This window comes from Rhodococcus sp. YH1 (assembly GCF_009939605.1).
Lineage (GTDB): Bacteria > Actinomycetota > Actinomycetes > Mycobacteriales > Mycobacteriaceae > Rhodococcus > Rhodococcus aetherivorans.
The window spans coordinates 1-25,971 of record NZ_WVTE01000257.1; the positions used below are offsets into that span (position 1 = coordinate 1).

Annotated in this window: 24 protein-coding genes and 1 other RNA gene; 13 read left to right on the forward strand and 12 right to left on the reverse strand. The window is 70.9% G+C overall.

Going from position 1 to position 25,971, the window contains the following annotated elements; translation table 11 throughout:
* Positions 1 to 658 precede the first annotated feature (658 nt).
* Positions 659 to 784 (reverse strand): hypothetical protein, encoded by a 126-nt coding sequence (locus tag AIIKEEIJ_RS33775; protein ID WP_256997112.1) that lies wholly within the window; start codon positions 782 to 784, stop codon positions 659 to 661.
* Positions 785 to 1,092: 308 nt separating this feature from the next.
* Between AIIKEEIJ_RS33775 and AIIKEEIJ_RS25540 the strand changes: the two genes are divergently transcribed.
* On the forward strand, positions 1,093 to 1,902 hold the full coding sequence (locus AIIKEEIJ_RS25540; RefSeq protein ID WP_161996842.1) for a hypothetical protein: 810 nt from the start codon (positions 1,093 to 1,095) through the stop codon (positions 1,900 to 1,902).
* Between the two features lie 522 nt (positions 1,903 to 2,424).
* Here the strand turns inward: AIIKEEIJ_RS25540 and AIIKEEIJ_RS25545 are convergent.
* The 3 genes from AIIKEEIJ_RS25545 to AIIKEEIJ_RS25555 form a co-directional block, all read right to left on the reverse strand.
* On the reverse strand, positions 2,425 to 3,219 hold the full coding sequence (locus AIIKEEIJ_RS25545) for a hypothetical protein (RefSeq protein ID WP_161996843.1): 795 nt from the start codon (positions 3,217 to 3,219) through the stop codon (positions 2,425 to 2,427).
* 41 nt (positions 3,220 to 3,260) lie between these two features.
* Positions 3,261 to 3,473: a hypothetical protein gene (locus AIIKEEIJ_RS25550; protein ID WP_029544285.1), complete on the reverse strand. Its 213-nt coding sequence runs from the start codon at positions 3,471 to 3,473 to the stop codon at positions 3,261 to 3,263.
* Between the two features lie 61 nt (positions 3,474 to 3,534).
* Positions 3,535 to 3,933: a hypothetical protein gene (locus tag AIIKEEIJ_RS25555; protein ID WP_238406578.1), complete on the reverse strand. Its 399-nt coding sequence runs from the start codon at positions 3,931 to 3,933 to the stop codon at positions 3,535 to 3,537.
* Between the two features lie 713 nt (positions 3,934 to 4,646).
* Here AIIKEEIJ_RS25555 and AIIKEEIJ_RS25560 point away from each other — a divergent pair.
* Together AIIKEEIJ_RS25560 and AIIKEEIJ_RS25565 are read left to right on the forward strand one after the other, a co-directional pair.
* Positions 4,647 to 6,317, forward strand: coding sequence for an MFS transporter (locus AIIKEEIJ_RS25560; RefSeq protein WP_161996844.1), 1,671 nt, complete (start codon positions 4,647 to 4,649; stop codon positions 6,315 to 6,317).
* Between the two features lie 64 nt (positions 6,318 to 6,381).
* The gene (locus AIIKEEIJ_RS25565; RefSeq protein WP_161996845.1) at positions 6,382 to 8,220 is read left to right on the forward strand and encodes an AMP-binding protein; all 1,839 of its coding nucleotides are present in this window, start codon (positions 6,382 to 6,384) and stop codon (positions 8,218 to 8,220) included.
* Between the two features lie 33 nt (positions 8,221 to 8,253).
* Here AIIKEEIJ_RS25565 and AIIKEEIJ_RS25570 read toward each other — a convergent pair whose 3' ends face one another.
* The 4 genes from AIIKEEIJ_RS25570 to AIIKEEIJ_RS25585 are packed head-to-tail and all read right to left on the reverse strand — an operon-like array spanning position 8,254 to position 10,663.
* Positions 8,254 to 8,613 (reverse strand): DUF5655 domain-containing protein, encoded by a 360-nt coding sequence (locus AIIKEEIJ_RS25570; protein WP_006947692.1) that lies wholly within the window; start codon positions 8,611 to 8,613, stop codon positions 8,254 to 8,256.
* 23 nt (positions 8,614 to 8,636) lie between these two features.
* The gene (locus AIIKEEIJ_RS25575) at positions 8,637 to 9,476 is read right to left on the reverse strand and encodes an SURF1 family cytochrome oxidase biogenesis protein (protein WP_006947694.1); all 840 of its coding nucleotides are present in this window, start codon (positions 9,474 to 9,476) and stop codon (positions 8,637 to 8,639) included.
* A gap of 28 nt (positions 9,477 to 9,504) precedes the next feature.
* Positions 9,505 to 9,972 carry a low molecular weight protein-tyrosine-phosphatase gene (locus AIIKEEIJ_RS25580; RefSeq protein ID WP_029544276.1) on the reverse strand — a complete coding sequence of 156 codons (468 nt, stop codon included), beginning with the start codon at positions 9,970 to 9,972 and terminating at the stop codon, positions 9,505 to 9,507.
* Positions 9,962 to 10,663, reverse strand: coding sequence for an HAD hydrolase-like protein (locus tag AIIKEEIJ_RS25585; RefSeq protein ID WP_161996846.1), 702 nt, complete (start codon positions 10,661 to 10,663; stop codon positions 9,962 to 9,964). Before AIIKEEIJ_RS25585 ends, AIIKEEIJ_RS25580 begins: the two co-directional genes overlap by 11 nt.
* A gap of 79 nt (positions 10,664 to 10,742) precedes the next feature.
* Here AIIKEEIJ_RS25585 and AIIKEEIJ_RS25590 point away from each other — a divergent pair, with 79 nt between their 5' ends.
* From AIIKEEIJ_RS25590 to AIIKEEIJ_RS25600, 3 genes are all read left to right on the forward strand, one after another.
* Entirely contained in the window at positions 10,743 to 11,876 is a 1,134-nt protein-coding gene (locus AIIKEEIJ_RS25590; protein ID WP_161996847.1) for a Nif3-like dinuclear metal center hexameric protein, read from the forward strand.
* A gap of 86 nt (positions 11,877 to 11,962) precedes the next feature.
* A complete protein-coding gene (locus tag AIIKEEIJ_RS25595; RefSeq protein ID WP_043800857.1) occupies positions 11,963 to 12,700 on the forward strand; it encodes a zinc ribbon domain-containing protein in 738 nt (245 codons plus the stop codon).
* On the forward strand, positions 12,697 to 13,800 hold the full coding sequence (locus AIIKEEIJ_RS25600; protein WP_161996848.1) for a bifunctional RNase H/acid phosphatase: 1,104 nt from the start codon (positions 12,697 to 12,699) through the stop codon (positions 13,798 to 13,800). Before AIIKEEIJ_RS25595 ends, AIIKEEIJ_RS25600 begins: the two co-directional genes overlap by 4 nt.
* 76 nt (positions 13,801 to 13,876) lie before the next feature.
* On the opposite strand, the gene AIIKEEIJ_RS25605 is transcribed toward AIIKEEIJ_RS25600, so the two are convergent.
* Positions 13,877 to 14,401 carry a DUF1697 domain-containing protein gene (locus AIIKEEIJ_RS25605; protein ID WP_044476616.1) on the reverse strand — a complete coding sequence of 175 codons (525 nt, stop codon included), beginning with the start codon at positions 14,399 to 14,401 and terminating at the stop codon, positions 13,877 to 13,879.
* Between the two features lie 56 nt (positions 14,402 to 14,457).
* Here AIIKEEIJ_RS25605 and rnpB point away from each other — a divergent pair.
* From rnpB to AIIKEEIJ_RS25625, 4 genes are all read left to right on the forward strand, one after another.
* Positions 14,458 to 14,871: RNase P RNA component class A (gene rnpB / locus AIIKEEIJ_RS25610), an RNA gene on the forward strand.
* Between the two features lie 211 nt (positions 14,872 to 15,082).
* Complete coding sequence (locus AIIKEEIJ_RS25615) at positions 15,083 to 15,262, forward strand: hypothetical protein (RefSeq protein WP_006947711.1); 180 nt, start codon at positions 15,083 to 15,085, stop codon at positions 15,260 to 15,262.
* A gap of 16 nt (positions 15,263 to 15,278) precedes the next feature.
* The gene (locus tag AIIKEEIJ_RS25620; protein ID WP_043800851.1) at positions 15,279 to 16,688 is read left to right on the forward strand and encodes an RNB domain-containing ribonuclease; all 1,410 of its coding nucleotides are present in this window, start codon (positions 15,279 to 15,281) and stop codon (positions 16,686 to 16,688) included.
* 27 nt (positions 16,689 to 16,715) lie between these two features.
* Positions 16,716 to 17,312 (forward strand): CHAP domain-containing protein, encoded by a 597-nt coding sequence (locus AIIKEEIJ_RS25625; protein ID WP_161996849.1) that lies wholly within the window; start codon positions 16,716 to 16,718, stop codon positions 17,310 to 17,312.
* 3 nt (positions 17,313 to 17,315) lie between these two features.
* Here the strand turns inward: AIIKEEIJ_RS25625 and pip are convergent, their stop codons facing one another.
* The 3 genes from pip to panB all read right to left on the reverse strand — a co-directional run bounded on the left by pip (position 17,316) and on the right by panB (position 19,657).
* On the reverse strand, positions 17,316 to 18,275 hold the full coding sequence (pip, locus tag AIIKEEIJ_RS25630) for a prolyl aminopeptidase (RefSeq protein WP_065922474.1): 960 nt from the start codon (positions 18,273 to 18,275) through the stop codon (positions 17,316 to 17,318).
* Positions 18,275 to 18,715: a hypothetical protein gene (locus tag AIIKEEIJ_RS25635; RefSeq protein ID WP_006947721.1), complete on the reverse strand. Its 441-nt coding sequence runs from the start codon at positions 18,713 to 18,715 to the stop codon at positions 18,275 to 18,277. Before AIIKEEIJ_RS25635 ends, pip begins: the two co-directional genes overlap by 1 nt.
* Positions 18,716 to 18,808: 93 nt before the next feature.
* Positions 18,809 to 19,657, reverse strand: a complete 849-nt coding sequence (gene panB, locus AIIKEEIJ_RS25640; protein WP_006947723.1) for a 3-methyl-2-oxobutanoate hydroxymethyltransferase — start codon at positions 19,655 to 19,657, stop codon at positions 18,809 to 18,811.
* A gap of 191 nt (positions 19,658 to 19,848) precedes the next feature.
* On the opposite strand from panB, the gene AIIKEEIJ_RS25645 reads away from it, so the two are divergent.
* From AIIKEEIJ_RS25645 to AIIKEEIJ_RS25655, 3 genes are all read left to right on the forward strand, one after another.
* Positions 19,849 to 21,393: an alpha/beta fold hydrolase gene (locus tag AIIKEEIJ_RS25645; RefSeq protein WP_161996850.1), complete on the forward strand. Its 1,545-nt coding sequence runs from the start codon at positions 19,849 to 19,851 to the stop codon at positions 21,391 to 21,393.
* A gap of 84 nt (positions 21,394 to 21,477) precedes the next feature.
* The gene (locus AIIKEEIJ_RS25650) at positions 21,478 to 22,815 is read left to right on the forward strand and encodes a glutamine synthetase family protein (protein WP_029544266.1); all 1,338 of its coding nucleotides are present in this window, start codon (positions 21,478 to 21,480) and stop codon (positions 22,813 to 22,815) included.
* Between the two features lie 120 nt (positions 22,816 to 22,935).
* Entirely contained in the window at positions 22,936 to 25,947 is a 3,012-nt protein-coding gene (locus AIIKEEIJ_RS25655; protein ID WP_043800846.1) for a bifunctional [glutamine synthetase] adenylyltransferase/[glutamine synthetase]-adenylyl-L-tyrosine phosphorylase, read from the forward strand.
* Positions 25,948 to 25,971: the final 24 nt, after the last annotated feature.

Consider the following 25,971-nt stretch of genomic DNA (forward strand, 5'->3'; position numbering starts at 1 on the left):
GTGCTCTTTCGTCGAGTCGAGTTGGTAGCTCTCTCGAAGAATCACGCGGTGACCGTCTTTCGTCCGGTTACGACACGCCGGTCATCGGATCCGATCCGGCTCGTACACCATCCTGATGGACGCAACCTGTCGATAGCCCTTGCCGAGATTCTCCGCCGCCGACCCGACGGCTCGCGCCACCCACTCAGGATGCGCCGTCTCTGCCCTCACTGTGTGCCGGATCGACGAGGGAACACGGGACGGCGTGGTACACCCGTCACGGTCTCGAGGTCGCCGGTTGTGGCATTCATGAACCGCTGCCCTGGGTGGAAGGAGCGCACTCACCTGGGTGAGGCCGACCTGGAGGATGGTGACGGGTATCCCCGTAGCGCGTACGCACGACGCCGGGGATGTCATAGGTGCCGTCGAGCAGCTGCTGCAACCCACGCTGCCCAGCAGCCTGTCCAGGGTCCGGTACCTCACCGCCGGAAGGGCTTTTGCCCACATTCGCCCGAGCTCGCGCCTCCGAGGGGGCGCTCGCGACCGCCTCGAGGTCGTCGTCGAACAGCCGACCGAGCTGTCAGTGCGTTCGTTGAGCCAGTCGAGCGCGCTTCGGTGATCTTCACCGACCGTGTCGATACCCAAACGATGGCCGTGGCGTCGAAGCCGGCTGCGTACATCAGGCTCTGCCCAGGTGCCCGTGATCGGTTCGCTCGAGTTGGTTCTCGATGACGACGGTGCGGCCGTTGTCGTCCTCCGCCTGGATGTCGAAGCAGAATTCGCCGACAGCGACCTGTGTGGACACGACCGTCAACGGCCCTCGAGCTACTCAGCCGGGAGGTCGATGTTCTCGGCAAGCCAGGGCGTGAAATCACCTGCTTCTGACGTCCGGACACTGAGTGGGTCCGCGACTCGGCGCAGCCTTCCGAGGTCATTACCGTCCAGCTCCATGGTTGCGATTGTGCGGGCGGCACCAGCCACCGGCGGCCGATTCTCCCAATCGAGGACCCGCCGCTTTTGAAAGGCACAGAAACGGGTAGGCGGAGTTCGCGAGGTTACCCCGGACTGGGAAGGCCCAGCTTCGGTCTGTTGCGGTCACCGGGAGAGGTAGAGATGGGGTTCTGGCTCTACAAGTGCAACGCCGCGGAAGGCGGGCCGTCCGGGTATTACGGTGACTGGCTACGGGGCGTGTTCAGTCGAGGTGCACCTGTCGAGTGGGGCGGGGACTACTCGACGCTGTCGGGTGAGGTGTCCAAGCATCTCGCCGAAGAAGTGACGGCCGGGGACGTGGTGGCGGCCTATCAGACCGATTCGAAGTCCGTGGTCGGGTTCTGCACGGTCACCAAGCTGACTGGGGAGCCCGGCGTTCGCAGAATCTACTTGCAGCCCATCCACTGGCTGACGCCGGCGTTCCCGGTGCACGAGCGAAAAGCGGGGACGCCCCTGGAGAGCTCGAATGCAGTCAACGGCCCCGCGGCGTTCCGCGAACTGCCGGATGCCGAGATGCAGGCCCTCGTGACGCTCAGTGGCGCACCCGATCGTGTGCTCGAGGGCAAGCCCGCGAAGGACGGATGGCGTCCTGTTCCGATACGCGATCCCAGTGAATTGATTGTGCCCCTCGACGAGGTCTGGGCCGGCCACACCCGCGGCTACTACGGCCTGGAAGAGTCGTGGCGGCAGGACGGCGTGGTTCTCGCACCCAAGTCGGTGACGTTCTTCGCGAGCTTGGACGATCTGCGGGACTACTTGCGGTGGAGGGTCGGGCAGTGGGAGGCGGACGGGTACGTGAGGACCGTCGGCGTGGAATTCCGAGCCACGGCGGCCCAACTCGTCGACGGTGACAAAGGCACCGGCGCAATGGTGACGTTGGAACCGTTCACCTACCGCGACACCCCTCCCGAGTTCGGAGGGACCGGCGACTGACGCCCGGAGGTGCCGTTCCGTCCGTCTACCGCGTGGTCCTCCCCGCCCTCTCAGCCGCTCCGCAGTGAGGCCGGATGGACGGCACAGCGTACGGACTACACGGCCCGGCAGCCGTCCGGCGCTGCGCCGACTGCCCGACCCGATCCTCGAATCGTTCCGGCGGGTAACGAGTGCCGCTCGTTCGTCGCCCCCTCGGGTATGCGCCGGTCCCGCAGTGCCTGCTCCGGTGACCACCCCGACTCGAGCGTGCGCAACGTCGTCACCTACATTCGGGACCGGCTCGAGGAGTCCGAGACCCTGCAGCAGGCGCAGACGGCACCATGCAGCCGTTCTCGGCGAGCCAGGACCTGCACAGTGAATTCCTCGCCGCGGTGATCGGGAGCTATGGACTCCTCGGCGGACCGGTCGGCGCAGATCCTCGACAACCAGAGGATGTCGCAGAAGCTGCTGGTGGCGTTGTTTCCGACCGTCTATGAGCGCCTGAAGGGTGCAGTCCGGCACTGTTCGCCTACTCGGAGAAAGTCAGTCGATGGCGTAGTAGCGGTGGTAGGTCCCGTAGCCGGTTGGTTTGCGTCCGATGACTCCGCGCGCGACCAGTCTTTGCAGCCGGTCCTCGGCCTCACGGCGGGTGATGAAGAGCGAACCGGCGACCGTGCCCTCCGACTGGAAGGCGTCGTTCTCGACGAACAACTCGAAGGTTTGCCGGTCGCGGTCGTCGTCGAGCCGAGCCTGTATCGCCCGACGATGGGACGGCTCGAGCAGCGCAGCGGCACGTGCACTCGACAAACGCTTGCGTCGGGAGACGAACAGGTCGTAGGTCTCGCGGTCACGTCGGGTCGGTAGCAGGGCTTGCACCTCACGCCTGAAAGTCATGATCGCATCGAAGGGGTCGGGTTCCGCGGAGGGCACCGTCTCGGACTCCTCGGCCGGGGTGCCGGCATTCATCGCCGCGGTGTCCCGAGGCTCGCTCTCGTCGACGTCGTTGACGTTGTCGATCGGGCGGTAGATGCCGTCGGACAGTTGCTCGACCCGGCCCATCACGACAAGCATCGCGAGTCGTTCCAGGGCGTCCTCCGGGGTGATGCCCGATCTCCTGGCGAGGTACGTGACGGTCACCGGCTTCGGTCGAGCACGCACGATGTGCAGGGCTTCGAGTGCCGCGTCCTCCGAGCAACCGGCGGATTCTTCGTCCGGGACGTCATTCGGGGCGGGGCCGGCATCGTCAACGACGGGTGCGAGGCCCGCGAGGGCAGCGGCCGCGGCAGCGGATGGGTCGTCGTCCTCGATGACGATGCCGTTGGGCAGAGTGATTCTCACGATTCCCTCTTCGTGACCCGGAGTGGCGCTGTCGTCGCCTGCTATGTCCAGCCGGGTCCACGCGAGTCGGGGGGCGAGACGAACTCGACGGGTACGTCGTTGACCACGTTTTCGGTGAACGAGAAGCTGCCGTCCTCGAAGTGGGTCGGTCTCGCCAGGCGCAGCAGTCTGCCGTCGTCGTAGACGCCCATCACCCGCCAATATTCCTCGGCCCACCAGACTCCTTGGCCGAGCCGCACTTCGCCGGGTCTCACGGGGACCTCCCGGTCGGAATCGAGTTGCCGCCGTCGACAGGAGTATCGGCAATGTGCCCAGTTATGTTCCCGCGCTCATCGCGGCGACCAGGACCGGCAGGTCGTCCGCGACGACGAGGGACAGTGGGCTCTCGTGGGGCTTGCCGCTGTACGTGATGATCAAGGCGGTCGGCGGGAGTCCGCCGTCGGCGGGTGGGGAGAGTTTCTTGAGGGCCTGCGGCACGGTCGTCTTGCGGGACAGATGGATGGCTCGATCGTGGGGCTCGACGAACTCCGGTGCCGCGCCCACGGTCTCGCCTTCGACGATCTCGTCGGTGGCCAGGCGGTGTGCGAGCCAGCATGCGATGCAGTTGGTGGTCAGCAGACCGCGGTAGGTGCGGTCGTCGCAGATGGGAAACTGCGAGTAGTGGTGCCGGCGGATCTCCTCGAGGACCGAGCGGAGCGGATCGTCGAATCCCAAAGACGCGAGTGGGCGTTGCGGGCGTTACGCAGATCGGCGAACGCGCGCAACGCCGGCAGATCGAGCCGGGTGTGGTGTCGCCGCGCGTAGTCCTCGGCCATCCGGACGAAGCCGGTCCGGCCGTCGTCGGTCTGGAGCTTCCATGTGAAATGGTTCTCGATCGCGGTGAACGCGGCCGGGAGTCGGATCGCACCGCTTACCTCGTCCATCACGTTCCATCTGCCTGAGACAGGTCTGCGCTTTCGCAGACGGGAGTGGGCATCGATGAGATGTGACGCGTCTGTGGACTTCTATCCTCCACCTTCGCGGATACGTACCGCCGATGGCCGCTCGGGGAGCCGGCAGCGCCGGCCGGGTGTCTCCGATCAGCACACCGCCTGACCGACCACTCCCGGTTCGACCCTTCGGACCTGTTGTGGCCCAGACTGAACGGAGTCGCGAGATCGTCGTCGAACGGCGGAACCAGGCACGTCGCCGATTCTCGCCGTCGGGCCGTCCGGAGGTCGTACCGTCGAACTCACGGGCCGGTCGTGATGCCACCGGCCACGGGCAGAATCGAGGCTCGTCGTGCGACTTCGTGGTACCGCAACGTCGTCCGCCGGGGTGGCACCCGCTTTTCCGGGCATCGCCCTTTCCGTTGTGTCCGCCGCGGCCGCGGCAGCAGTCGGTGTCCGCGCGGGCGCGGCGGCATCAGGGTCGTCGCCCATGCCGACGTGAACGGCGGCGGAAGGACCGGCACACCGGGACCGGGCGTCGCCGGAGCCCTGTTCCTCCCCCTTGCGGTCCAGAACTTCCTGATGGTCTACAACTCGACCGCCATGAACGTGGCCATGTCGGCCATAGTCGCGGATCTGCAGACCACTCTGACCGCCGTACAGTCGGCGATCTCGCTGTACTCCCTCGTCATCGCCGCGTTCCTGATCACGAGCAGCAAGCTCGGAGGCCGCCTCGGCTACCGCCGAACCTTCGTCCTGGGCGCGGAGATCTTCGGGCTCGGCACGCTCATCACTGCCGTCGGCCCGAGTATCGTCTTCATGTTGGTCGGCTGGTCCCTGCTCCAGGGGATCGGCGTGGCGCTCATGATCCCGGCCGTGCTTGCCCTGCTCACCGACGCCCTGACCGGCGCCACGCGGACGAGGGCGTTGTCGACGATCGGGACGGTCGGCGGGGTCGCCGCGGCGGCAGGCCCCATCGTCGGTGGCGTGATCACCAGTTTCCTGAGCTGGCGGGTGTCGTTCCTCATGGGAACCGTGGTGACGGTTGTCGTGCTGCTCCTCATGCGCCGGGTCGCCGAATCGGGGCGACGCAGCGTTCCGGCGGAGGATCGCCGGTTCGACGTCCTGGGAGCGGTGCTGTCCGCGACCGGATTCGGGCTCCTCGTCGTCGGGACGCTGCTGGCCGGCAGGTACGGCCTGGTCCGGGCCCGGCAGGACTTCGAGGTGCTCGGGTACACGGTGCTCGAACGGGGCGGGGTGTCGCCCGTGCTCGTACTGGGCGGCGCCGGGCTGGTGGTCCTGGTCGCGTTCGCCGCGTGGGAGCGCCACCTCGTCACGAACGGTCGAGATCCGCTGGTGCGGATCGCGGTGCTGCGAAACCGGACGACGCGGGCCGGCTCGGAGACCCTGGCGATGCAGGCGCTGGTGACCGCGGGTGTCCTGTTCCTGGTGCCGGTCTTCCTGCAGACGACGCTGGGTTTCGACGCGCTGTGGAGCGGCCTTGCCATGCTGCCCGTGACGCTGGGGCTGATCGTCGCCGCCTCGGCGGCGGCCCGGCTCGTCGCCGGCCGCCGAATGACTCATCGGACCGCCCAGCTGTGGTCGTTCCTGTTCATGATCGCGGGCTGCGTCGCGGTCGCCGCCATGTTCGACCCGCGCGAGACGGGGCAGACCGCGACGGGCCTGGCGCTCGCGCCGGGGCTCTTCCTCCTCGGTGTCGGCCAGGGCATGACGATGACGCTGACCGACCTGATCCAGTCGACGCCGCCGGCGGAGGAGGTGAGCGACGTGACGGGCCTGTCGCGGAGCATCAACTACCTCGGGAGCTCACTCGGAGTGGCACTGGCCGGTGCGTTCCTGACGACGGCGCTGGTCTCCTCGTTCCAGTCGGGGGTGGACGACAGCGCCGTGCTGAACGCCGCGGAGAAGCAGCTCGTCCAGCAGACGGTAGACCAGCAGGTCCAGGTCACCGCGCTGAGCGACGACCAGGTCGGTGCCAACCTCGCGGCACGGGGCGTCGGGGGTCCCGCTGCCGACGAGCTCGTGCGGATCAACGCCGACGCCAGGAACCGGGCCCTGACCTTCGCCGTCGGCGCCATGGCGGTCATGTCGACCGTCGGCTACGTTGTCGCGCTACGACTCCCGCGGGTACCTGCCCGGCGTCGGTGACCGGGGGCGCCCTCGTTTGCGCAACCGCCCACGTCGGAGACCGGGACAGTCCTACACTCGGCGCATGGCTGCGCTGCGGGTGGCGGACGAACCGGTGGACACTTCGAAGCTCGACAACCGGGCGCCGTCGGTGGCCCGGCTGTTCGTCGACCGGGTTGCGGCGACTCCCGAGGCCGAGGCCTTCCGGTATCCGAAGGGTGACGGCTGGGAGAGCGTGACCTGGAGGCAGGTGGGCGAGCGGGTCGACACGCTCGCCGCGGGCCTGATCGCCCTGGGGGTCCAGCCTCAGGATCCGGTCGCGGTCGCGTCGTCGACCCGGTACGAATGGGTGCTCGCCGACTTCGCGGTGATGTGCGCCGGTGCCGCGACCACCACGATCTACCCCACGACCAACGCCCCCGACGTCGCCTTCATCGTCGCCAATTCGGGCAGCGGCGTCGTGATCGCGGAGGACCGGACCCAGGTCGACAAGCTCGTCGCCCACCGCGCCGACCTGCCGAAGGTGCGGACCGTGGTGGTCATCGACGGCGAGGGCGACGGGGACTGGGTCATCAGCCTCGCCGACCTGGAGGACAGGGGCCGGAAACTGCTTGCCGAGTCGCCCCGCGTCGTCGCCGACCGGGTCGACGCGATCCGGCCCGAACAGTTGGCCAGCATCATGTACACCTCCGGCACCACCGGGAAGCCGAAGGGCGTGCTGCTGCCGCACTCGGGGTGGACGTACACGGCTGCGGCCGTCGACGCGGTGAACATCCTGGGACCCGACGATCTGAACTTCCTCTGGCTGCCGCTGTCGCACGCCTTCGGCAAGGTCATGCTGGCGCTGCCCCTGCAGATCGGTTTCACCACCGTGATCGACGGCCGCGTCGAGAAGATCGTCGAGAACCTCGCCGTCGTGCATCCCACCTTCATGGGCGCGGCGCCGCGCATCTTCGAGAAGGCACACGCCCGCATCGAGGCGATGATCGCCGAGGAGGGCGGGGCGAAGAAGAAGATCTTCGACTGGGCCCTCGGCGTCGGACTGCGTGTCTCGCAGGCCCGGCAGGAGGACCGCGCACCCTCTCGCCTCGACCGGCTCCGGTATCGGCTCGCCGACCGTCTCGTGTTCTCCACCATCAAGGAGCGTTTCGGCGGTCGCCTGCGGTTCTTCGTCTCGGCGGCGGCCCCGCTCGACCGTGCCGTGGCGCAGTGGTTCGACGCCGCCGGCATCATCATCCTCGAGGGGTACGGCCTGACCGAGACGTCCGCCGCGTCGTTCATCAACCGCCCGTACGCGTACCGGCTCGGCACCGTCGGCTGGCCCTTCCCGGGCACGGAGGTGCGGATCGCCGGCGACGGGGAGGTACTGCTGCGCGGGCCGGGCGTCATGGACGGCTACCACGAGCGGCCCGATGCCACCGCAGAGGCCCTCGAACCCGACGGCTGGTTCCACAGCGGCGACATCGGGGAACTCGACGCCGACGGGTTCCTGCGGATCACGGACCGCAAGAAGGATCTGTTCAAGACCAGCCAGGGCAAGTACGTCGCGCCGTCCGCGATCTCCGCCACCTTCAAGGGCATCTGCCCCTATGCCAGCGAGATCGTCGTGTACGGCGAGAGCCGGCCCTACTGCGTCGCCCTCGTCGGTCTCGATGCCGAGGCGATCACGGAGTGGGCGGACAAGAACGGCATGGCCGGCAGGGAGTTCGGTGAGATCGCCCGGGACGAGCGGACCCGCGAGCTGATCGCCGGCTGCATCGACCGGCTCAACGACCGGCTCAACCGCTGGGAGCAGATCAAGAAGTTCACGGTCCTCGACCGGGAGCTGTCCATCGAGGCGGGGGATCTGACGCCCAGCATGAAGCTGCGCCGCAAGCTGGTGGTCGACAATTTCGCCGACCGGATCGAGCAGCTCTACGTCTGACGCCCGTCGCGGCTCACCGCCCTGTGGAACCTGCTATCGGGTGCTTGCGCCGACCGTGGCGTACGCCTCCGCCAGCAACGCGACGACGCCGTCGTCGAGCTGATCCGGGGTGGCGATGCTCAACCGGTGGGTCGTCACCTTTCCGGTGGTCGGGAAGGCCTCCCGCAGCTGCGGGTGATGGACCCGCCGCGGCAGGTCGATCGCGATCTCGAGCCGCGACGAATAGACGAATGCCGCCGCGAACACGCGACCGCGCCCCCACCGCACCTCGGCGGTGCGGACCTGCTCCTCGACGTCGTCGCCGAGGCCCAGCACGAGCGTGCGGAGCCGGCAGAACATGTCGACGGCGGCGGCATCCTTGTCGGCCAGGTAGTCGTCGATCGTCGCGTGCATCGCGGGCTCCTCGCCTGGGTGGCTCAACGGGACCGGCCGTAACGGTCGGCGAGCTTGTCTTCGGTGCTGCGCTCCACCGGAGCGGGCACCGGTTCGGCCTCGGGGGCGGCGGCCGGCGCCGGGTCCTTCCGCTTGCGGCGCTCGCGCAGCTCCGCCCATACGAAGTACCCCAGGCCCAGCGGCGCCATGATCCCGAACGCCACCCACTGCAGCCCGTACGACAGGTAGGGGCCGGCGTCGAGCTGCGGCAACGGGATCGTGCCCAGCCCCCCGGCCTGGTTCTCGGACAGCTGCAGGTATCCGCCCGTCAGCTCCAGGCCGGTGAACGCCGCGATCTGCGCAGGGTCGATCGAGTAGACCTGGGTGTGGCCGGCGTCGCGGAACGGGGTCTTGCCCTCGGCGGTCCCCTCGGACATCCGCAGGCGGGCGTCGACGGTCACCGGACCGGCCGGTGCCGGGGCGAACCCGGGGATCTCGGTGCCCCGCTCCGGGCGCACGTATCCACGGTTCACCAGGACGGTGCGGCCGTCGGCGAGCCGGAACGGCGTGAGCACCTCGTAGGCGGGGGAGGACTCGACGCTGCGCAACCGCACCAGCAGGTCCGAATCCGGGAGGTAGGACCCGGTCGCGACGACGCGCCGCCACTCGTCCTCCGGTGCCGGCGCGGCACCGGTCAGCAGCTCCTCCACCGGCACGGGGTCCGTGGCCAGCGAGGCGGTGATCCGGTCGTTGCGCTCCTCGGTGGTGGTGTTCTTGCCGAGCTGCCACGGCGCGAGCACGGTGAAGCACGCGTAGGCGAAGCCGCCCACCACCAGGGCCAGCACCAGCCAGCTCGGGCGGAGCAGGAACGTCAGTCGTCGCACGTAACCACGGTAACCGGTGACGCGGGCCTCATTGCCGTCGCACCCAGTCGAGCAGGCCCGGGATCGCCGCCTCGATCTGCCGCCGGACCAGTTCGAACTCGTGCCGGTCGCCGTAGTACGGATCCGGTACCGACTCGCCCTCGGCGTCCGGGTCGAAGCTGCGCAGCAGCACCCGGCGCTCGGCGGGCACCCCGAGCTGCGCGAGCACTCGGTCGTGGCCGGCGTCCAGTGCGACCACCAGATCGGCGGCGAGCTGCTCGTCGGTCACGCGCCGGGCGCAGTGCCCGGTCGGGTAGCCGTGCCGCCGCAACAGGTCCGTGGTGCGTGGATCCGCGTCCTCGCCGGCGTGCCAGTCGCCGGTGCCGGCGCTGGTGACCCGCACGCGCTCGGCGAGACCGGCCCGGCGGAGGTGCTCGGCGAAGATCTTCTCGGCCATCGGCGACCGGCAGATGTTGCCGGTGCACACGAACGTCACGTGCAGGCGCTCAGCGGTCACCGGTCAGCACCCTCGTCAGTTCGTCGACGCTCGCCGTGGACCGGTGGGCGACGGCCGCCTCGTCGTCGGCGCCGTACCCCCACTCGACGAACACCGTCGGAATACCCCACCGCGCCGCGCCCGTCACGTCGTGCTCGCGGTCGCCGACCATGACCACGCCCGCGGTGCCGCCGTCCTCCGCGGCGACCGGGTCCACCCCGAGCGAGGCCAGACTGTGCGCGATCACGTCCGACTTCGCCCGCCGGCTCCCGTCGTCGCTCGCGCCGCCGATGAACTCGAAGTAGGCGGCCAGCCCGAAGTGCTCGAGGATGCGGACGGCGAAGCCCTGGTTCTTCGACGTCGCGACGGCGAGCCGGCTCCCGGCGTCGCGCACCCGCTCGAGCATCGCCGCCACCCCGTCGAACACGGAGTTCTCCGCCCAGCCGCGCGCGTCGTAGCGCTCGACGTACGCGGTCAGCGCCCGATCCACCTGCTGTTCGTCGAGACCGAGCCCGCGCAGTGTGTCGATCATCGGCGGACCGAGGACCCGCTGTGGCTCGTCGTGCGCCGGTTCCGGAACGCCCACCGTGGCGAGCGCATGCCGGAACCCGTCGAGCACGCCCGCCGCCGAGTCCGTGAGGGTGCCGTCGAGGTCGAACAGCACGACGGGCGCGGGCAGCAGCAGTGGATGCAGGTCGGCGAGAGTCGTCACGTCCCCATTGTCCCGGCTCCCGGCGAAGCCCGCCGCGTAGGGTCTCGGGCAGCACCCGGGAGACGACGAAGGAGGAGCGGTGACGGCGGTGACGCTGCGCGAGGTGATCGACGTGCTCGAGACGGCCTATCCGCCGTCGCTGGCCGAGTCGTGGGACTCCGTCGGGCTGGTCGCCGGTGATCCCTCCGAGCCCGTGAGCAGGGTCCTGCTCGCGGTCGACGCGACCGCCGCCGTCGTCGACGAAGCCCTCGCCTGGGGTGCGCAGTTGCTCCTCGTGCACCACCCGCTGCTGCTGCGCGGCGTCGATACCGTCGGCGCGCACACCCCGAAGGGCGCCCTGATCCACCGGCTCATCCGAGGCGGCTGCGCGCTGTTCACCGCCCACACCAACGCCGACCGTGCCGACCCGGGCGTGTCCGATGCGCTGGCACAGGCGCTCGGCCTGACCGGCCTGCGGCCGATCGAACCCAAGCCCGAACCGGCGGTCGACAAGTGGGTGGTCCTCGTGCCCGCCGACTCGGCCGAGACGGTGCGCGCCGCCCTGTTCGACGCCGGTGCGGGCCGGCTCGGGAACTACCGCGAGTGCTCCTGGACCACCTCCGGGACCGGACAGTTCCGTCCCGAGGCCGGGGCGGATCCGGCGGTCGGCACCGTCGGCGAACTCGAACGCCTGGCCGAGGACCGCATCGAGGTCGTGGCCCCGCGATCGGTGCGCGGCCGGGTGCTTGCTGCCCTGCGCGCGGCGCACCCGTACGAGGAACCCGCGTTCGACGTGCTCGAACTCGCCGCTCTGCCCGGCTCCCGAGGTCTCGGCCGGGTCGGAGAACTCCCGGCGCCGCAGACGCTGCGCGAGTTCACCGAGCGGGTCGCGGCCGCACTGCCGGCCACCGAGTGGGGGGTGCGCGGTGCCGGCGACCCCGACCGGATGATCCGCACCGTTGCGGTGTGCGGCGGCTCCGGCGACTCCTTCCTCGGCACCGTCGGCCGGCTCGGCGTCGATGCCTACGTCACCGCGGACCTGCGGCACCATCCCGCCGACGAGCACCTGCGCGCCGGCGGCCCCGCGCTTGTCGACGTCGCGCACTGGGCCAGCGAGTACCCGTGGTGCGCCCAGGCGAAGGGTGTGCTCGACGACGTGTTCGCCGACCGCGACGGCTGGTCGACCCGCGTCAGCGCGCTGCGCACCGATCCCTGGACCACCGCAGCCCGGTAGGTCCGGGTTCCCCGTGACCGGCCGCGCGGTACGGTAGGCAGCTACCACCCCCCTTGATCTCGTCGCCGAAAGCAGGAACCCGCCGAGTGAACGTCGAACCCGCCGTGCAGTCCAAGCTCCTGGCCCTCGCCGCTGTGGACACCGAGGTGACCCGCCTGGCGCACCGGCGCCGCACCCTGCCCGAACAGCAGGAGGTCGAGCGGCTCGAGGCGGAACGCACCGCGCGCCGGGACGCCGCCGTCGCTGTCGAGATCATCCTCGACGACCTCGACCGCGACATTCGCAAGCTCGAGGGGGAGGTCGAGGCGGTCCGCCAGCGGGAGGATCGCGACCGCAAGCTCCTCGCCGCCGGCGGAGTGGGCGCCAAGCAGCTGTCCGAACTCCAGCACGAGCTGACCAGCCTCGAACGCCGGCAGGCCCTGCTCGAGGACGAGCTGCTCGAGGTCATGGAACGCCGGGAGGCATCCAAGGCCGATCACGACCACGCCGGCGCGCGGTTGTCGAGCGTCGACGAGGAACTCGCCGACGCGGTCCGCCTGCGCGACGAGGCGCTCGCCGACATCGAGGTCGCCGAGCAGCGGTGCCTGAGCGACCGCGCGGCACTCGTGGAGGCCTTCCCGGCCGAGCTGGTCGACCAGTACGAGGCGCAGCGGACGAAGACGGGCATCGGCGCGGCCCTGCTGCAGGCGCGCCGGTGCGGCGCATGCCGCCTCGAGCTCGACCGCGGCGAGATCGCTCGCATCGCCGCCGCCGCCCCCGAGGTCCTCGTACGTTGCCCCGAGTGCAACGCGATCCTGGTGCGTACCAAGGAATCCGGGATTTGAGCCGGGTAGTTGTCGAGGCCGACGGCGGCTCGCGCGGCAACCCGGGCCCCGCCGGCTACGGTGCGGTGGTCTTCGGCGCCGACCATGAGGCGGTGCTGGCCGAGCGCAGCGCGAGCATCGGCCGCGCCACCAACAACGTGGCCGAATACCAGGGCCTGATCGCCGGATTGACCGCCGCCGCCGAACTCGGGGCCGACGAGGTCGACGTCCGGATGGATTCCAAGCTCGTCGTCGAGCAGATGTCGGGCCGATGGAAGATCAAGCACCCGGACATGATTCCGCTCGCCGCCCGCGCCCGCGAGCTGGCCCGGGGATTCTCGCGGGTCGAGTTCACCTGGGTGCCACGCGCGGAGAACGCCTACGCCGACCGGCTCGCCAACGAGGCGATGGACGCCGCCGCGTCGGTTGCTTCGGGTTCCGAATCCGTTTCTCCCACACCGGAATCGGCGGCCCCACCGGTGAAGTCGCCCGGCTGGACCGGCGCTGTCGGCACGCCCACCCGGATGCTGCTGCTGCGGCACGGGCAGACCCCGCTGTCGGTGGAGCGCCGCTACTCCGGCCGCGGCAACCCGCCGCTGACGGAACTGGGCCGTGCGCAGGCCCGCGCGGCCGCGCGTCGCATCGGCGAGCGCGGCAACGTCGCCGCGGTGGTGTCGTCGCCGCTCGGGCGGGCCCGGGAGACCGCCGATGCCGCGGCGTCGGCGCTCGGTCTGCCCGTGACGGTGCACGAGGGCCTCATCGAGACCGACTTCGGCAAGTGGGAGGGGCTGACCTTCCTCGAGGCGGCGCAGCGCGATCCCGATCTGCACCGGCGCTGGCTGGGGGACACGTCGGTGCGCCCGCCGGGTGGCGAGAGCTTCGACGAGGTCCGCGGCCGTCTCGCCACTGTCCGCGACGATCTGGTCGCGGAGTACGGCGGGGCGAACGTGCTCGTCGTCTCCCACGTCACGCCGATCAAGACACTGCTGCAGATGGCGCTCGACGCGGGGCCGTCGCTGCTGTACCGCCTGCACCTGGACCTCGCGTCGCTGAGCATCGCCGAGTTCTATCCCGACGGCGGCGCGGCCGTGCGGCTGGTCAACGACACGTCGCACCTGTAGGCGCCGTCGGCGCCGGTGTGTCTTTCGGGCTGCGCCCACCGCCCGAAGGACACACCGCCGGCAGCGTCCCGGCCGCTCACACCTGGAGTTTTCGGAGCGTGCGCAGGTTCCGCGTCGTGGTCACCGCCTTGTAGCGCGGTTTGCCGGTGTTCCGGCCGAAGGCGCTCTTGACCGTCTGCCCGCGCTCGACGTCCCAGTAGAGGACGCCGTTGCCCCGGGCGACGCGTTCGACCGCCGGGTCGAGACCCTCCGCCGTCGCCGCCAGTTCGTCCAGAACCGCGGGATCGGCGACGAACACCGCGTACGCGTGCCGGCCGTCACGCTCCTCGAACGGGTAGGCGTCGACGATCGCCGCGACGGCCGCCTGATCGTGGACGAACACGAACGCCTCGTACCCGAATCGATCACGCAGCGCCGCCTCGATCCGGGCCTTCGCTTCGGCGGTGTCGGCGGTGTCGGCATCGAACACCACGTTGCCCGAAGCGAGCACGGTGCGGACGTTGCCGAAACCGAGCCCGGCGAACACGTCCTTCAGATCCGCCATCGCGATGGTGATGCCACCGACGTTGATTCCCCGCAGCAGGGCCACATATCTCGCCATGGCGGTACCGTAGTTCGCATTCGAGACAGGTGAGGCAGTACCCTGATCGACGCGGACGAGTTGGCCGGGCGACCGCGGCTCAGGGAACCGGCACCGTGGCGGTGCCAGGCCCTGGATCGAGGAAAGTCCGGACTCCACAGAGCAGGGCGGTTGCTAACGGCAACCCGAGGTGACTCGCGGGACAGTGCCACAGAGAACAGACCGCCCACCCCTCGGGGTGGGTAAGGGTGAAACGGTGCGGTAAGAGCGCACCAGCGCCCCGGGTGACCGGGGCGGCTCGGTAAACCCCGCCCGGAGCAAGGTTGAAGGCCGCACCGATTCGTTCGGTGCGGCTGCGCAGGTGTCCGAGGGCTGCTCGCCCGAGCCTGCGGGTGAACCGCTCGAGGTACCCGGCGACGGTGTGCCCAGATGGATGGTCGCCACCCCGCCTCGGCGGGGTACAGGATCCGGCTTACAGGCCGGCTCGTCCGCCCACCCGGCTCAGATCGGGGCGACGACCAGCAGGTGCGCCCAGTAGGAGGCGGCCTCGTGCCCCAGGTAGGGGAGCAGGAAGTCGTAGAGCAGGTACGACATGCGGTGCCTTTCGAGTCGTCGAGCGGGGACCAGGGGCCGACGGTACCAGCCGCGCCGCGCGTGCGGGTTACCCCGAAACTCGGCGTCGGTTGGGGCAGACTGGGAGTCATGAGCGACGAGGGCTGGTACTACGACGTCCACACCGGAAAGGTCAGCCAGGGAAAGGACCCCAGTGCGCTGAACCGCATGGGGCCGTATCCGGACCGCGCCACCGCCGAACGGGCACTCGAGATCGCGGCCGAGCGCAACAAGGCCGCGGACGAGGCCGACGAGGAGTGGAACCGCTGAGCGGTTCCCCAGCACGGTGACGAACACCCGCATCGTCGTCGCGCCCGCGATCGACTTCGGTGCCGTCCGCGCCGAGTTCGCGCTCGACGACAGTTATCCCCTGCCCGCCGTCGCCGAGGCCGAGGCCGCGGTCGACCGCTGGTCCGCCGCGCGGGTGGACCGCACGGATCTGCCCCTGGTGACCATCGATCCGCCGGGCTCGATGGATCTCGACCAGGCGCTGCACCTCGAGCGCACCGTCGACGGCTTCGTCCTGCACTACGCGATCGCCGACGTCGCGGCCGTCGTCGCACCCGACGGCGCGCTCGACCGCGAGAGCCGGCGCCGCGGACAGACCTACTATCTGCCCGACGGGTCGGTCCCGCTGCACCCCCGGCCGTTGTCCGAGGATTCGGCCAGCCTCCTCCCCGGCCGCGTGCGTCCGGCGGCGCTGTGGCGCATCGTTCTCGACGACGCCGCCGAGCCCGTGGACGTGAGCGTGCGGCGCGCACTGGTCCGGTCCGTCGCCCGGTTCGACTACGCCGGAGTGCAGGCCGGCGTCGACGCCGGGGTCGTGCACCCGTCGATCGCGGCACTATCCGAGTTCGGCCGGCTCCGCGAGGCCGCGGCCCGCGCACGCGGCGCGATCGAACTGCGCCTGCCCGAGCAGGACGTGGTCGCCGACGGGAACGGCTGGCGGCTGACCACCCAGCCGCGCACCGAGGTCGACGACTGGAACTCCCACGTGTCGCTGCTGACCGGGATGTGTGCGGCGCGACTGATGCTCGACGCGCGGATCGGGCTGCTGCGGACCCTGCCGCCGGCCGCTCCCGAGGCCGTGGCGCAACTGCGGCGCACCGCCTCCGCCCTGGGAGTGCCGTGGCCGGACCAGGTGCCGGTGGGTACCTTCCTGGCCGGCCTCGACGTGAACCTGCCCGGCACCCTGGTGCTGATGAGCGAGGCCCCGGCGCTGCTGCGCGGCGCGTCGTACGTGGCGTTCGACGGTGCGATTCCGGAGCAGCCGGGACACGGGGCGATCGGTGCGCCGTACGCACACGTCACCGCGCCGCTGCGGCGGCTGGCCGACCGGTTCGTGACGGAGGTGTGCCTGGCGCTCTGCGCGGGCACCGACGTGCCGGACCCGGTGCGCGCCGTGCTCCCGGAGCTTCCCGAGACGATGTCCGGCTCCGACGCGCTCGCCGGGAAGGTGACCCGCGCGTGCATCGAACTCACCGAGGCGACGGTCCTCGCCCCGCACGTGGGGGAGTCGTTCGAGGCGACGGTCCTGCGTGCGGCGAACGGCCGCCGGGACGCCGAGGTGTTCGTGCCCGACGCCACCGTGATCGCCCCGTGCGCCGGCGAGCCGAAGGAGGGCAGCCGGATCCGGATCCGGCTGACGCACGCCGACCCGCAGGCCCGGAAGGTGCGGTTTGCGTACCCGGCGTGACGTCGCTGCCGGGCGGGAGCGGCGGCCGTGAACGCGTCCCGACCGCCGCGCCGGCCGCGGGGCCTGCTCGTCGGCCTCGCCGTCCTCACGACGGTGCTCGTGGTCCTGGCGGTGCTGGTGTTCCGCGTGGCACCGAGCCGGTATCTGCCCTGGGACACCGCCGACTTCCCGGACGTGGACACGTCGGCGTTGACGCTCCCGCAGGCGCGGATCGTGGAGTTGCTCGAGGACGAACACCGGACGCAGCGGGCCGGGACGTTCTACTCCGAGGGCGCCGAGGAGCCCTGGTGCGCGAACTTCGTCAGCTGGATCATGCGGGAAGCGGATCGGCCGCTGGCCAATCCGCATTCCGGGCACTGGCGGATCCCCGGCGTGTACACCCTGCAGGAGTACTACGAGTCGGTCGGACGATTCGAACCGGCCGGCGACGGGTACCGGCCGGCGGTGGGCGACGTGGTGCTGTACGAGAACGAGCTGTGGGTCGGCCAGCACACCAACATCGTCGTCGCGGTCGACGGCGACACCGCGACGACGGTCGGCGGCAACGAACTCGGCCGCATCCGCGTCCACACCGTCGACGTCACGTCCGACTCGGCGGTCGTCGGGTTCGGCCGCCTCGGGTGAGGATCAGCGGAAGCGGTCGGTCGCCTCGAGCAGGTGATGGGTGATGCCGGGCTCGTTCGCGGCGTGCCCGGCGTCGTCGACGACGACGAGTTCCGAGCCGGACCACGCCTTGTGCAGTTCCCACGCGCTCGTCGCGGGGCAGACCACGTCGTAGCGACCCTGCACGATCACGCCGGGGATGGTGCGCAGCCGTCCGGCGTCGCGCAGCAGCTGCCCCTCCTCGAGGAAGCCACGGTTGCGGAAGTAGTGGTTCTCGATGCGCGCGAACGCCAGAGCGAAACGCGGTTCCGACGTCTCCACGACCCGTTCCGGGGTGGGCAGCAGGGCGCTGGTCGCCCCCTCCCACGTCGACCACGCCACGGCGGCCCGCAGCGCGACGTCGGGGTCGGGTGAATGCAGCAGCCGGTGGTACGTGTCGACGGGATGCTCACCGTCCGGCGCCCCGGCCAGCGGCTCCAGGAAACGCTCCCACAGCTCGGGGAACAGTTGTCCGGCGCCACCGTTGTAATACCAGTCGATCTCGCTGCTGCGCAGCAGGAAGATGCCGCGCAGCACCAGCTCGGTGACCCGGTGCGGGTGGCGCTGCGCATAGGCCAGGGCCAGCGTCGACCCCCACGAGCCGCCGAACACCTGCCAGCGGCCGATCCCCAGACGTCGCCGCAGGGTCTCGATGTCGGTGAGCAGATACTCGGTGGTGTTGGCGGACAGATCCGCGCCCTCGGCGACGTGCGGCACCGACCGACCGCAGCCGCGCTGATCGAACAGCACGATCCGGTACGCCTCCGGATCGAAGAACTGCCGGTGGGCGGGCATGGTGCCGCCGCCCGGACCGCCGTGCAGGAACACCACCGGCTTGCCGGCGGGATTCCCGCTGACCTCCCAGTAGATGCGCTGGCCGTCGCCGACGTCGAGCAGGCCCTGCTCGTACGGCTCGATCGGCGGGTACGGCCGCCGCAACGGCATCAGAAGCCGACCAGCGCGGAGGCGAGGGTCGGGATCTGCAGGGCCTCGAGCGCCTGGCTGCGCACCTCCGGACACTGGGCCGAGGCGATCGTGTCGACACGGTCACGGTCCTGGGCGAGCGCCAGCATGTCGATCCCGTTGCGGGCCGCCCACTCGCCGACCAGCAGGTTCAAGCCGGGCTTGCTCATGGACGGGGTGTAGGTCCGCCAGCTCTGCAGCTGGGCCTCCATCTGCGAGCACAGCTCGGCGGCCTGGGCCTCGGTGACCCCACCGGGCAGCGCGCTCGGCTCGGCTGCCGCGCCGGTGCCGGTCGTAGGCTGCGTCGACGCGGTGGTCGAGCCGGTGGGGGCGGGCTGACCGCCGGACGCGCACCCGCCCAGGGCGGCGATCGTCGCACCGGCGACGGCAACGGCGAGCAGTGTGCGACGGGGACGAATCATGTGGGGTGCACCTCGCGGGTCGGTAAGGCCCGGGCCTACGGGTGAGCGGAACCTCCGGCCGGACCGGCCGCAGGTTCCCCTCGTCCTGCCGGATCAGAAGGAATGCTCGGGACCGGGGAACGTCCCGGCCGCCACCTCTGCAGCATATTCGGCCGCGGCGCGGCGCAGCTCGTCGCCCACGCTGCCGAACTTCTTGACGAACTTCGCGGTCTTGCCGCTGGTGTAGCCGGCCATGTCCTGCCACACGAGGACCTGGGCGTCACACTCGTTGCCGGCACCGATCCCGACCGTGGGGATGGTCAGCTTGCGGGTGACCTGGCCGGCGATGTCGGCGGGCACCATCTCCATGACCACGGAGAAGGCGCCGGCCTCCTGCACGGCGATGGCGTCGGCGATGAGCTGTTCGGCGCCGTCGCCGCGGCCCTGCACGCGGAATCCGCCGAGGCTGTTGACCGACTGCGGGGTGAACCCGACGTGGGCCTGGACGGGGATGCCGGCGGCGGCGATCGCGGCGATCTGCGCGGCGACCCGCTCGCCGCCCTCGAGCTTGACGGCGTGGGCGCCGCCCTCCTTCATGAAGCGGATGGCGGTGGCGAGAGCCTGCTCGGGCGACGCCTCGTAGGTGCCGAACGGCAGGTCGGCGATCACCAGGGCGTGCGGCGCGCCGCGCACCACGCCGCGCACCAGCGGGAGCATTTCGTCGACCGTGACCGGCACGGTGGTGTCGTAGCCGTAGACGACGTTGGCGGCGGAGTCGCCCACGAGCAGCACCGGGATGCCGGCCTCCTCGAAGATGCGGGCGCTCGAGTAGTCGTACGCCGTCAGTTCGGCCCAGCGACGGCCCTCGGCCTTCATGGCCTGCAGGTGATGGACCCGCGTCTTGCGCCGAGGGGCGGCGGACGGGGCGGAGCCGCCGTAGAGGGCAGCGGTGGATTCGGACATCAGAGGTCCCTTTCTGCCTCGAGGCCCGTGCGGGTCCCCGGGTTGGGTGATGACGGTCTCAGTCTGCCACCGGCTCCATTCGGGCAGTAGCGGCGCCGGCGGTGCGATTGGTCACATCCGCCGGATGCGGCGGCGGGCCGGACCCGAACCGGCCGCGTCGGCGCGGATGCTGCCCGTGGCACCATCGCTGGGTGTCGTCCCCTTCTCTCCGCGTCCCGGCGCGCGCCGTCGCGCTGACCGCCGCGGTGCTGCTCGCCGCCGGCTGCAGCACCACGACCGAGACCGCGCCGCCGCGGACGTCGCCGATCGGCGCCCCGGCCGGCCTCGAGCAGTTCTACGCGCAGCAGGTGCAGTGGGGGTCCTGCCGGGACTACGGCCCCGACGCCGAGCAACTGCCCCGCGGCGTGCAGTGCGCGCGGATCACGGTGCCGCTGGACTACGACGACCCGAACGGGGAGACGATCACGGTGGCGATCTCCCGCTCGCCCGCGTCCGGGCAGCGGATCGGCTCGCTGCTCGTCAATCCCGGCGGGCCGGGTGCGGCCGGGATCGGGCTCGCCACCGTTGCCGACGGCACCGAGCTGACCGACCGGTTCGACATGATCGGATTCGATCCCCGCGGCGTCGGGGCCTCCGAGCCCGCAGTGCGCTGCCGCACCGACGCCGAGGCGGACGCCGACCGCGCGTCCGACGACGGCGACATGAGCCCCGAGGGCATCACGCGGACGGAACAGCGGCACCGCGACTATGCCGGTGCCTGCGCGCAGCGCGCCGGGACCGGCCTGCTCGCCCACGTGGGCACCCGCGAGGTCGTGCGCGACATCGACGTGCTCCGCTCCGTCCTCGGCGACGAGAAACTGAACTACCTCGGGTTCTCGTACGGCACCCGGATCGGCACGCTCTATGCGGAGACCTTCCCCGACCGGGTGCGGACGATGGTGCTCGACGGTGCGCTCGACCCCGAGCAGGACCCCCTCGACGAGGTCCTGCTGCAGGCGGCCGGATTCCAGACGGCGTTCGACGCGTTTGCGGCGGACTGCGCCCGCCACGACGACTGTGCGCTCGGCACCGACCCGGCCGCGGCGGTGGGCCGGTTCCGGGCCCTGGTGGACCCGCTGATCGCGGCGCCCGCGGAGACCACGGATCCGCGCGGCCTGAGCCACCGGGACGCGATCACCGGGGTGCAGCAGGGTCTGTACTCGCCGCGGCTGTGGGGCTCGCTGCGGGCGGGGCTCGCGGCGCTGACCGAGGGCCGGGGCGACACGTTGCTGCTGCTCGCCGACCTGTACGAGGGACGCGGCGACGACGGCACCTACACCAACTCCACCGACGCCTTCAACGCGATCCGGTGCGTGGACGACCCGCCGGTGACGGACGCGGCCGTCGCGGCCGAGGCCGACCGGCTGTACCGGCAGGCCGCGCCGTTCCTCGACGACGGCCGCGCGAGCGGCGCCGCGCCGCGGGATCTGTGCGCCTTCTGGCCGGTGCCGCACACCGGTGAGCCGCACACCCCGGACGTGCCGGGCCTGCCGACCGTGCTCGTCGTCTCCACCACCGAGGATCCCGCAACGCCGTACCAGGCGGGGGTGGACCTCGCGCGGCAACTCGGCGGCGCACTCGTCACCTTCACGGGTACCCAGCACACCGTCGTGCTCGACGGCGAGGCCTGCGTCGACGACCCGGTGATCAGGTATTTCGTGACCGGGCAGGCGCCGGCGGCGGACCCGCGGTGCTGACGGCGCGACGATGTGAGCGACACGCCGGGGCCACAACCCGCGGATGTAACACGGATTTAACGCACTGTGCCTAGTCTCGGCCGTATGGATCGCCAGAAGGAGTTCGTGCTCCGCACCCTCGAAGAGCGCGACATTCGGTTCGTGCGCTTGTGGTTCACCGACGTGGTCGGAACGCTCAAGTCCGTGGCGATCGCCCCGGCCGAACTCGAAGGAGCCTTCGAGGAGGGCATCGGGTTCGACGGCTCGGCCATCGAGGGATTCTCCCGCATCTCGGAGGCCGACATGGTCGCCCGGCCGGACGCCTCGACCTTCCAGGTGCTGCCGTGGGCCGACAGCAAGGGTCAGCAGTACTCGGCCCGCATGTTCTGCGACATCACGATGCCCGACGGCACCCCCAGCTGGGCCGATCCGCGGCACGTGCTGCGCCGCCAGCTCAACAAGGCATCCGACCTCGGCTTCAGCTGCTATGTGCACCCCGAGATCGAGTTCTTCCTCGTCGAGAACGGTGAACCGGGCGCGCCGCCCGTGCCGGCCGACGACGGCGGCTACTTCGACCAGTCGGTGCACCGCTCGGCCCCGAACTTCCGCCGCCACGCCATCGACGCGCTCGAGTCGATGGGCATCTCCGTCGAGTTCAGCCACCACGAGACCGCGCCCGGTCAGCAGGAGATCGACCTGCGCTACGCCGACGCGCTGTCCATGGCCGACAACGTGATGACCTTCCGCTACGTGGTCAAGGAGATCGCGATGTCGGAGGGCGTGCGCGCGACGTTCATGCCCAAGCCGTTCCGCGAGCACGCGGGCTCGGCCATGCACACCCACATGAGCCTGTTCGAGGGCGAGAACAACGCCTTCCACGATCCCGACGATCCGCTGCAGCTCTCGGCCACCGGCAAGGCCTTCATCGCCGGGGTGCTCGAGCACGCCAACGAGATCAGTGCCGTGACCAACCAGTGGGTCAACTCCTACAAGCGCATCGTGCACGGCGGCGAGGCGCCCACCGCGGCCTGCTGGGGCCCGTCCAACCGCTCCGCTCTGGTGCGGGTGCCGATGTACACGCCGAGCAAGGCGTCCTCGCGCCGGGTGGAGATCCGCACGCCCGACTCGGCCTGCAACCCGTACCTGACGTTCGCGGTGCTCCTCGCCGCCGGCCTGCGCGGCATCGAGAAGGGCTACGAGCTCGCCCCCGAGGCCGAGGACGACGTGTGGGCGCTGACCTCCGCGGAGCGGCGCGCCATGGGGTACCGGGAGCTGCCGACCGACCTCGACATCGCCCTGCGCGAGATGGAGAAGTCGGAACTGGTGGCCGAGGCGCTCGGCGAGCACGTGTTCAACTTCTTCCTCCGCAACAAGTGGACGGAGTGGGAGAACTACCGCAGCCAGGTCACCCCGTACGAACTGGATCAGTACCTGGGCTTGTAACCCCTGCCGGCCGCGGCCGCACGAGGGCGTCGCCGCGGACCGGACGGTCGACGACGACGAAGAGGTGAGGTCCGTGCCCACTCGGGCGGTAGTGTCCCGCGCCGGAGCGACGGTGGCGGCATGGTGAGACCGCCGACGGCGCGTTCGGCGATACCGAGCGCCGGTCGGCTCGGCCTCCTCGCCCCGACCGCCCCCGACGAACTCCGGCAGCTCGGCTGGACCGACACCGACAGCACCGAACTGCTGTGGGCCCTCTCCCGCGCACCCGACGCGGACCTCGCCCTGCGCACCCTTGCCCGGCTGCACGACGCGCTCGGCGACGGCTGGGCCGAGCTCGACGCGGCGCTGCGCACCGACAAGGGGCTGCGCGGCCGGTTGTTCGGCCTGTTCGGCGGGTCGTCCGCCCTGGGCGACCACATCGTGGCCCACCCGGATCGGTGGCGTGGCCTCGCCGGGACGCTGCAGCTGCCCGACCGGCGGACCCTCACCGATCGGATGCTCGGCTACGTCGAGGCCGAACCCGAGGCCGGGACGGGAGACAACCGTCTGATCTACCGGGCGACGATCACCGGTCCGGCGGCCGTGGCTGCGCTGCGCACCGGCTATCGCGACCAGCTGGCGCTGCTCGCGGCCGCCGATCTCGCGGCCGTCGTCGAGAACGAACCGGTCCTGCCGTACCTCGAGGTGGGGCAGCGGCTCGCGGACCTCGCCGACGCGGCCCTGACGGCGGCCCTGGCGGTGGCCGTCGCCAGCGTCGTCCCGGACGGTCCCTGCCCCGTCGACCTGGCCGTCATCGCGATGGGCAAGTGCGGGGCCCGCGAGCTCAACTACGTCAGCGACGTCGACGTCGTGTTCGTCGCCGAGCCGGCCGACGCCCGCGCCGGCCGCATCGCCGGGGAGATGATGCGGATCGGCACCTCGGCGTTCTTCGAGGTCGATGCCGCGCTGCGTCCCGAGGGCAAGCGCGGCGCACTGGTCCGCACCCTGGACTCGCACGTCGCGTACTACCAGCGCTGGGCCAAGACGTGGGAGTTCCAGGCACTGCTCAAGGCCCGGCCCATGACGGGCGACCTCGACCTCGGTCGCCGCTACGTCGAGGCGCTCAGCCCCATGGTGTGGACGGCCTCCGAGCGGGAGGCGTTCGTGCCCGAGGTGCAGGCGATGCGCCGGCGCGTCGAGGAACTCGTGCCCGCCGAGCTGCGCGAGCGGGAACTCAAGCTGGGCCGGGGCAGCCTGCGCGACGTGGAGTTCGCGGTGCAGTTGCTGCAGCTGGTGCACGGCCGCGCCGACGAGGCGCTGCGCGTACCGAACACCGTGCAGGCGCTGTCCGCCCTCGCCGACGGGGGCTATGTCGGGCGCGACGACGCCGCGAACCTGCGGGCCTCCTACGAGTTCCTGCGGCTGCTCGAGCACCGCCTGCAGCTGCAGCGGCTCAAACGCACCCACACGCTGCCGCCCCCGGAGGACCGGGAGGCGATGCGCTGGCTCGCCCGCGCCGCGCACATGCGCCCCGACGGACGGCACGACGCGCTCGGGGTGCTCGAGTCGGAGATCAAGCGCAACTCGGCGCGGGTGCGCAAGCTGCACGCGAAGCTGTTCTACCGGCCTCTGCTCGAGTCGGTGGCCCGGGTGGACAAGGAGGCGCTGCGGCTGTCGCCCGACGCCGCGGTCCGGCAGCTCGCCGCGCTCGGCTACAGCGCACCGGAGAACGCGCTCGGCCACCTGACGGCACTGTCCGGCGGTGCCTCCCGCAAGGCCCGCATCCAGGCGCTGCTGCTGCCGCAACTGCTCGAGGCGCTGGGGGAGACGAGCGACCCCGACGCCGGGCTGCTCGCCTACCGCCGCCTGTCCGAGGCGCTGGTCGACCGGGTGTGGTTCCTGCGGACGCTGCGCGACGAGCCGTCCGTCGCGGACCGGCTCATGACCGTGCTCGGGTCCTCCGCCTACGTGTCCAACCTGTTGTTGCGAGCCCCGGACGTCATCCGGCTCTACGCCGACGGCGCCGGCGGGCCCCGGCTCCTCGAACCGCGGCCCGACGAGGTCGCCAAGGCCATCGTCACCTCCTCGGCCCGCTACGACGCCCCCGACAAGGCGATCAACGCGGCCCGGTCGCTGCGCCGGGCCGAACTCGCCCGCGTCGCGAGCGCCGACATCCTCGGGATGCTGGACGTACCGCAGGTGTGCCGCGCACTGTCCGCGGTGTGGGCGGCGGTGCTCGAGGCTGCCCTGGCCGCGGTGATCAAGGCGTCCGAGCAGGAGGACGGGCCGGCGCCGGCGCGGCTCGCGGTGATCGGGATGGGGCGTCTGGGCGGTGGCGAACTGGGCTACGGGTCCGACGCCGACGTGCTGTTCGTCTGCGAGCCGAACCCCGGGGCGGACGAAACCGCCGCGGTGAAGTGGGCGAACCAGGTCGCCGAGCGGGTGCGCACCCTGCTCGGCGCGCCGAGCACGGATCCGCCGCTCGAGGTCGACACCGGCCTGCGCCCCGAAGGGCGCAGCGGACCCATGGTGCGCACCCTCGCGTCCTATCAGGCGTACTACGCCCAGTGGGCGCAGACCTGGGAGGTGCAGGCGCTGCTGCGGGCCGACGCCGTCGCCGGCGACGCGGAGCTCGGACTGCAGTTCCTGCACATGATCGACGCCACCCGGTACCCGGCCGGCGGCGTGTCGGACGACGCGGTGCGCGAGATCCGGCGGATCAAGGCCCGGGTCGACTCGGAGCGGTTGCCGCGCGGTGCCGACCCCGCCACCCACACCAAGCTGGGCCGCGGTGGCCTGGCCGACATCGAGTGGACCGTGCAGCTGCTGCAGCTGCAGCACGCGCACCACATCGAGTCGCTGCACAACACCTCGACGCTGGAGACGCTCGATGCGATCGGCGCCGCAGAACTGCTCAGCAGCGCGGACGTCGCACTGCTGCGCGACGCGTGGCTCACCGCCACCCGCGCCCGCAACGCGCTCGTGCTGGTGCGCGGCAAGCGAACCGACCAGCTGCCGGGCCCGGGCAAGCTGCTGTCGGCGGTCGCCCAGGTCGCCGGCTGGTCGGGTGGTGACGCCTCCGAGTTCCTCGACCACTATCTGCGGGTCACTCGACGTGCCCGGGGGGTCGTGGAGCGGGTGTTCGGGACGTGAGGCCCCGACCTCCCGTGGAACCAG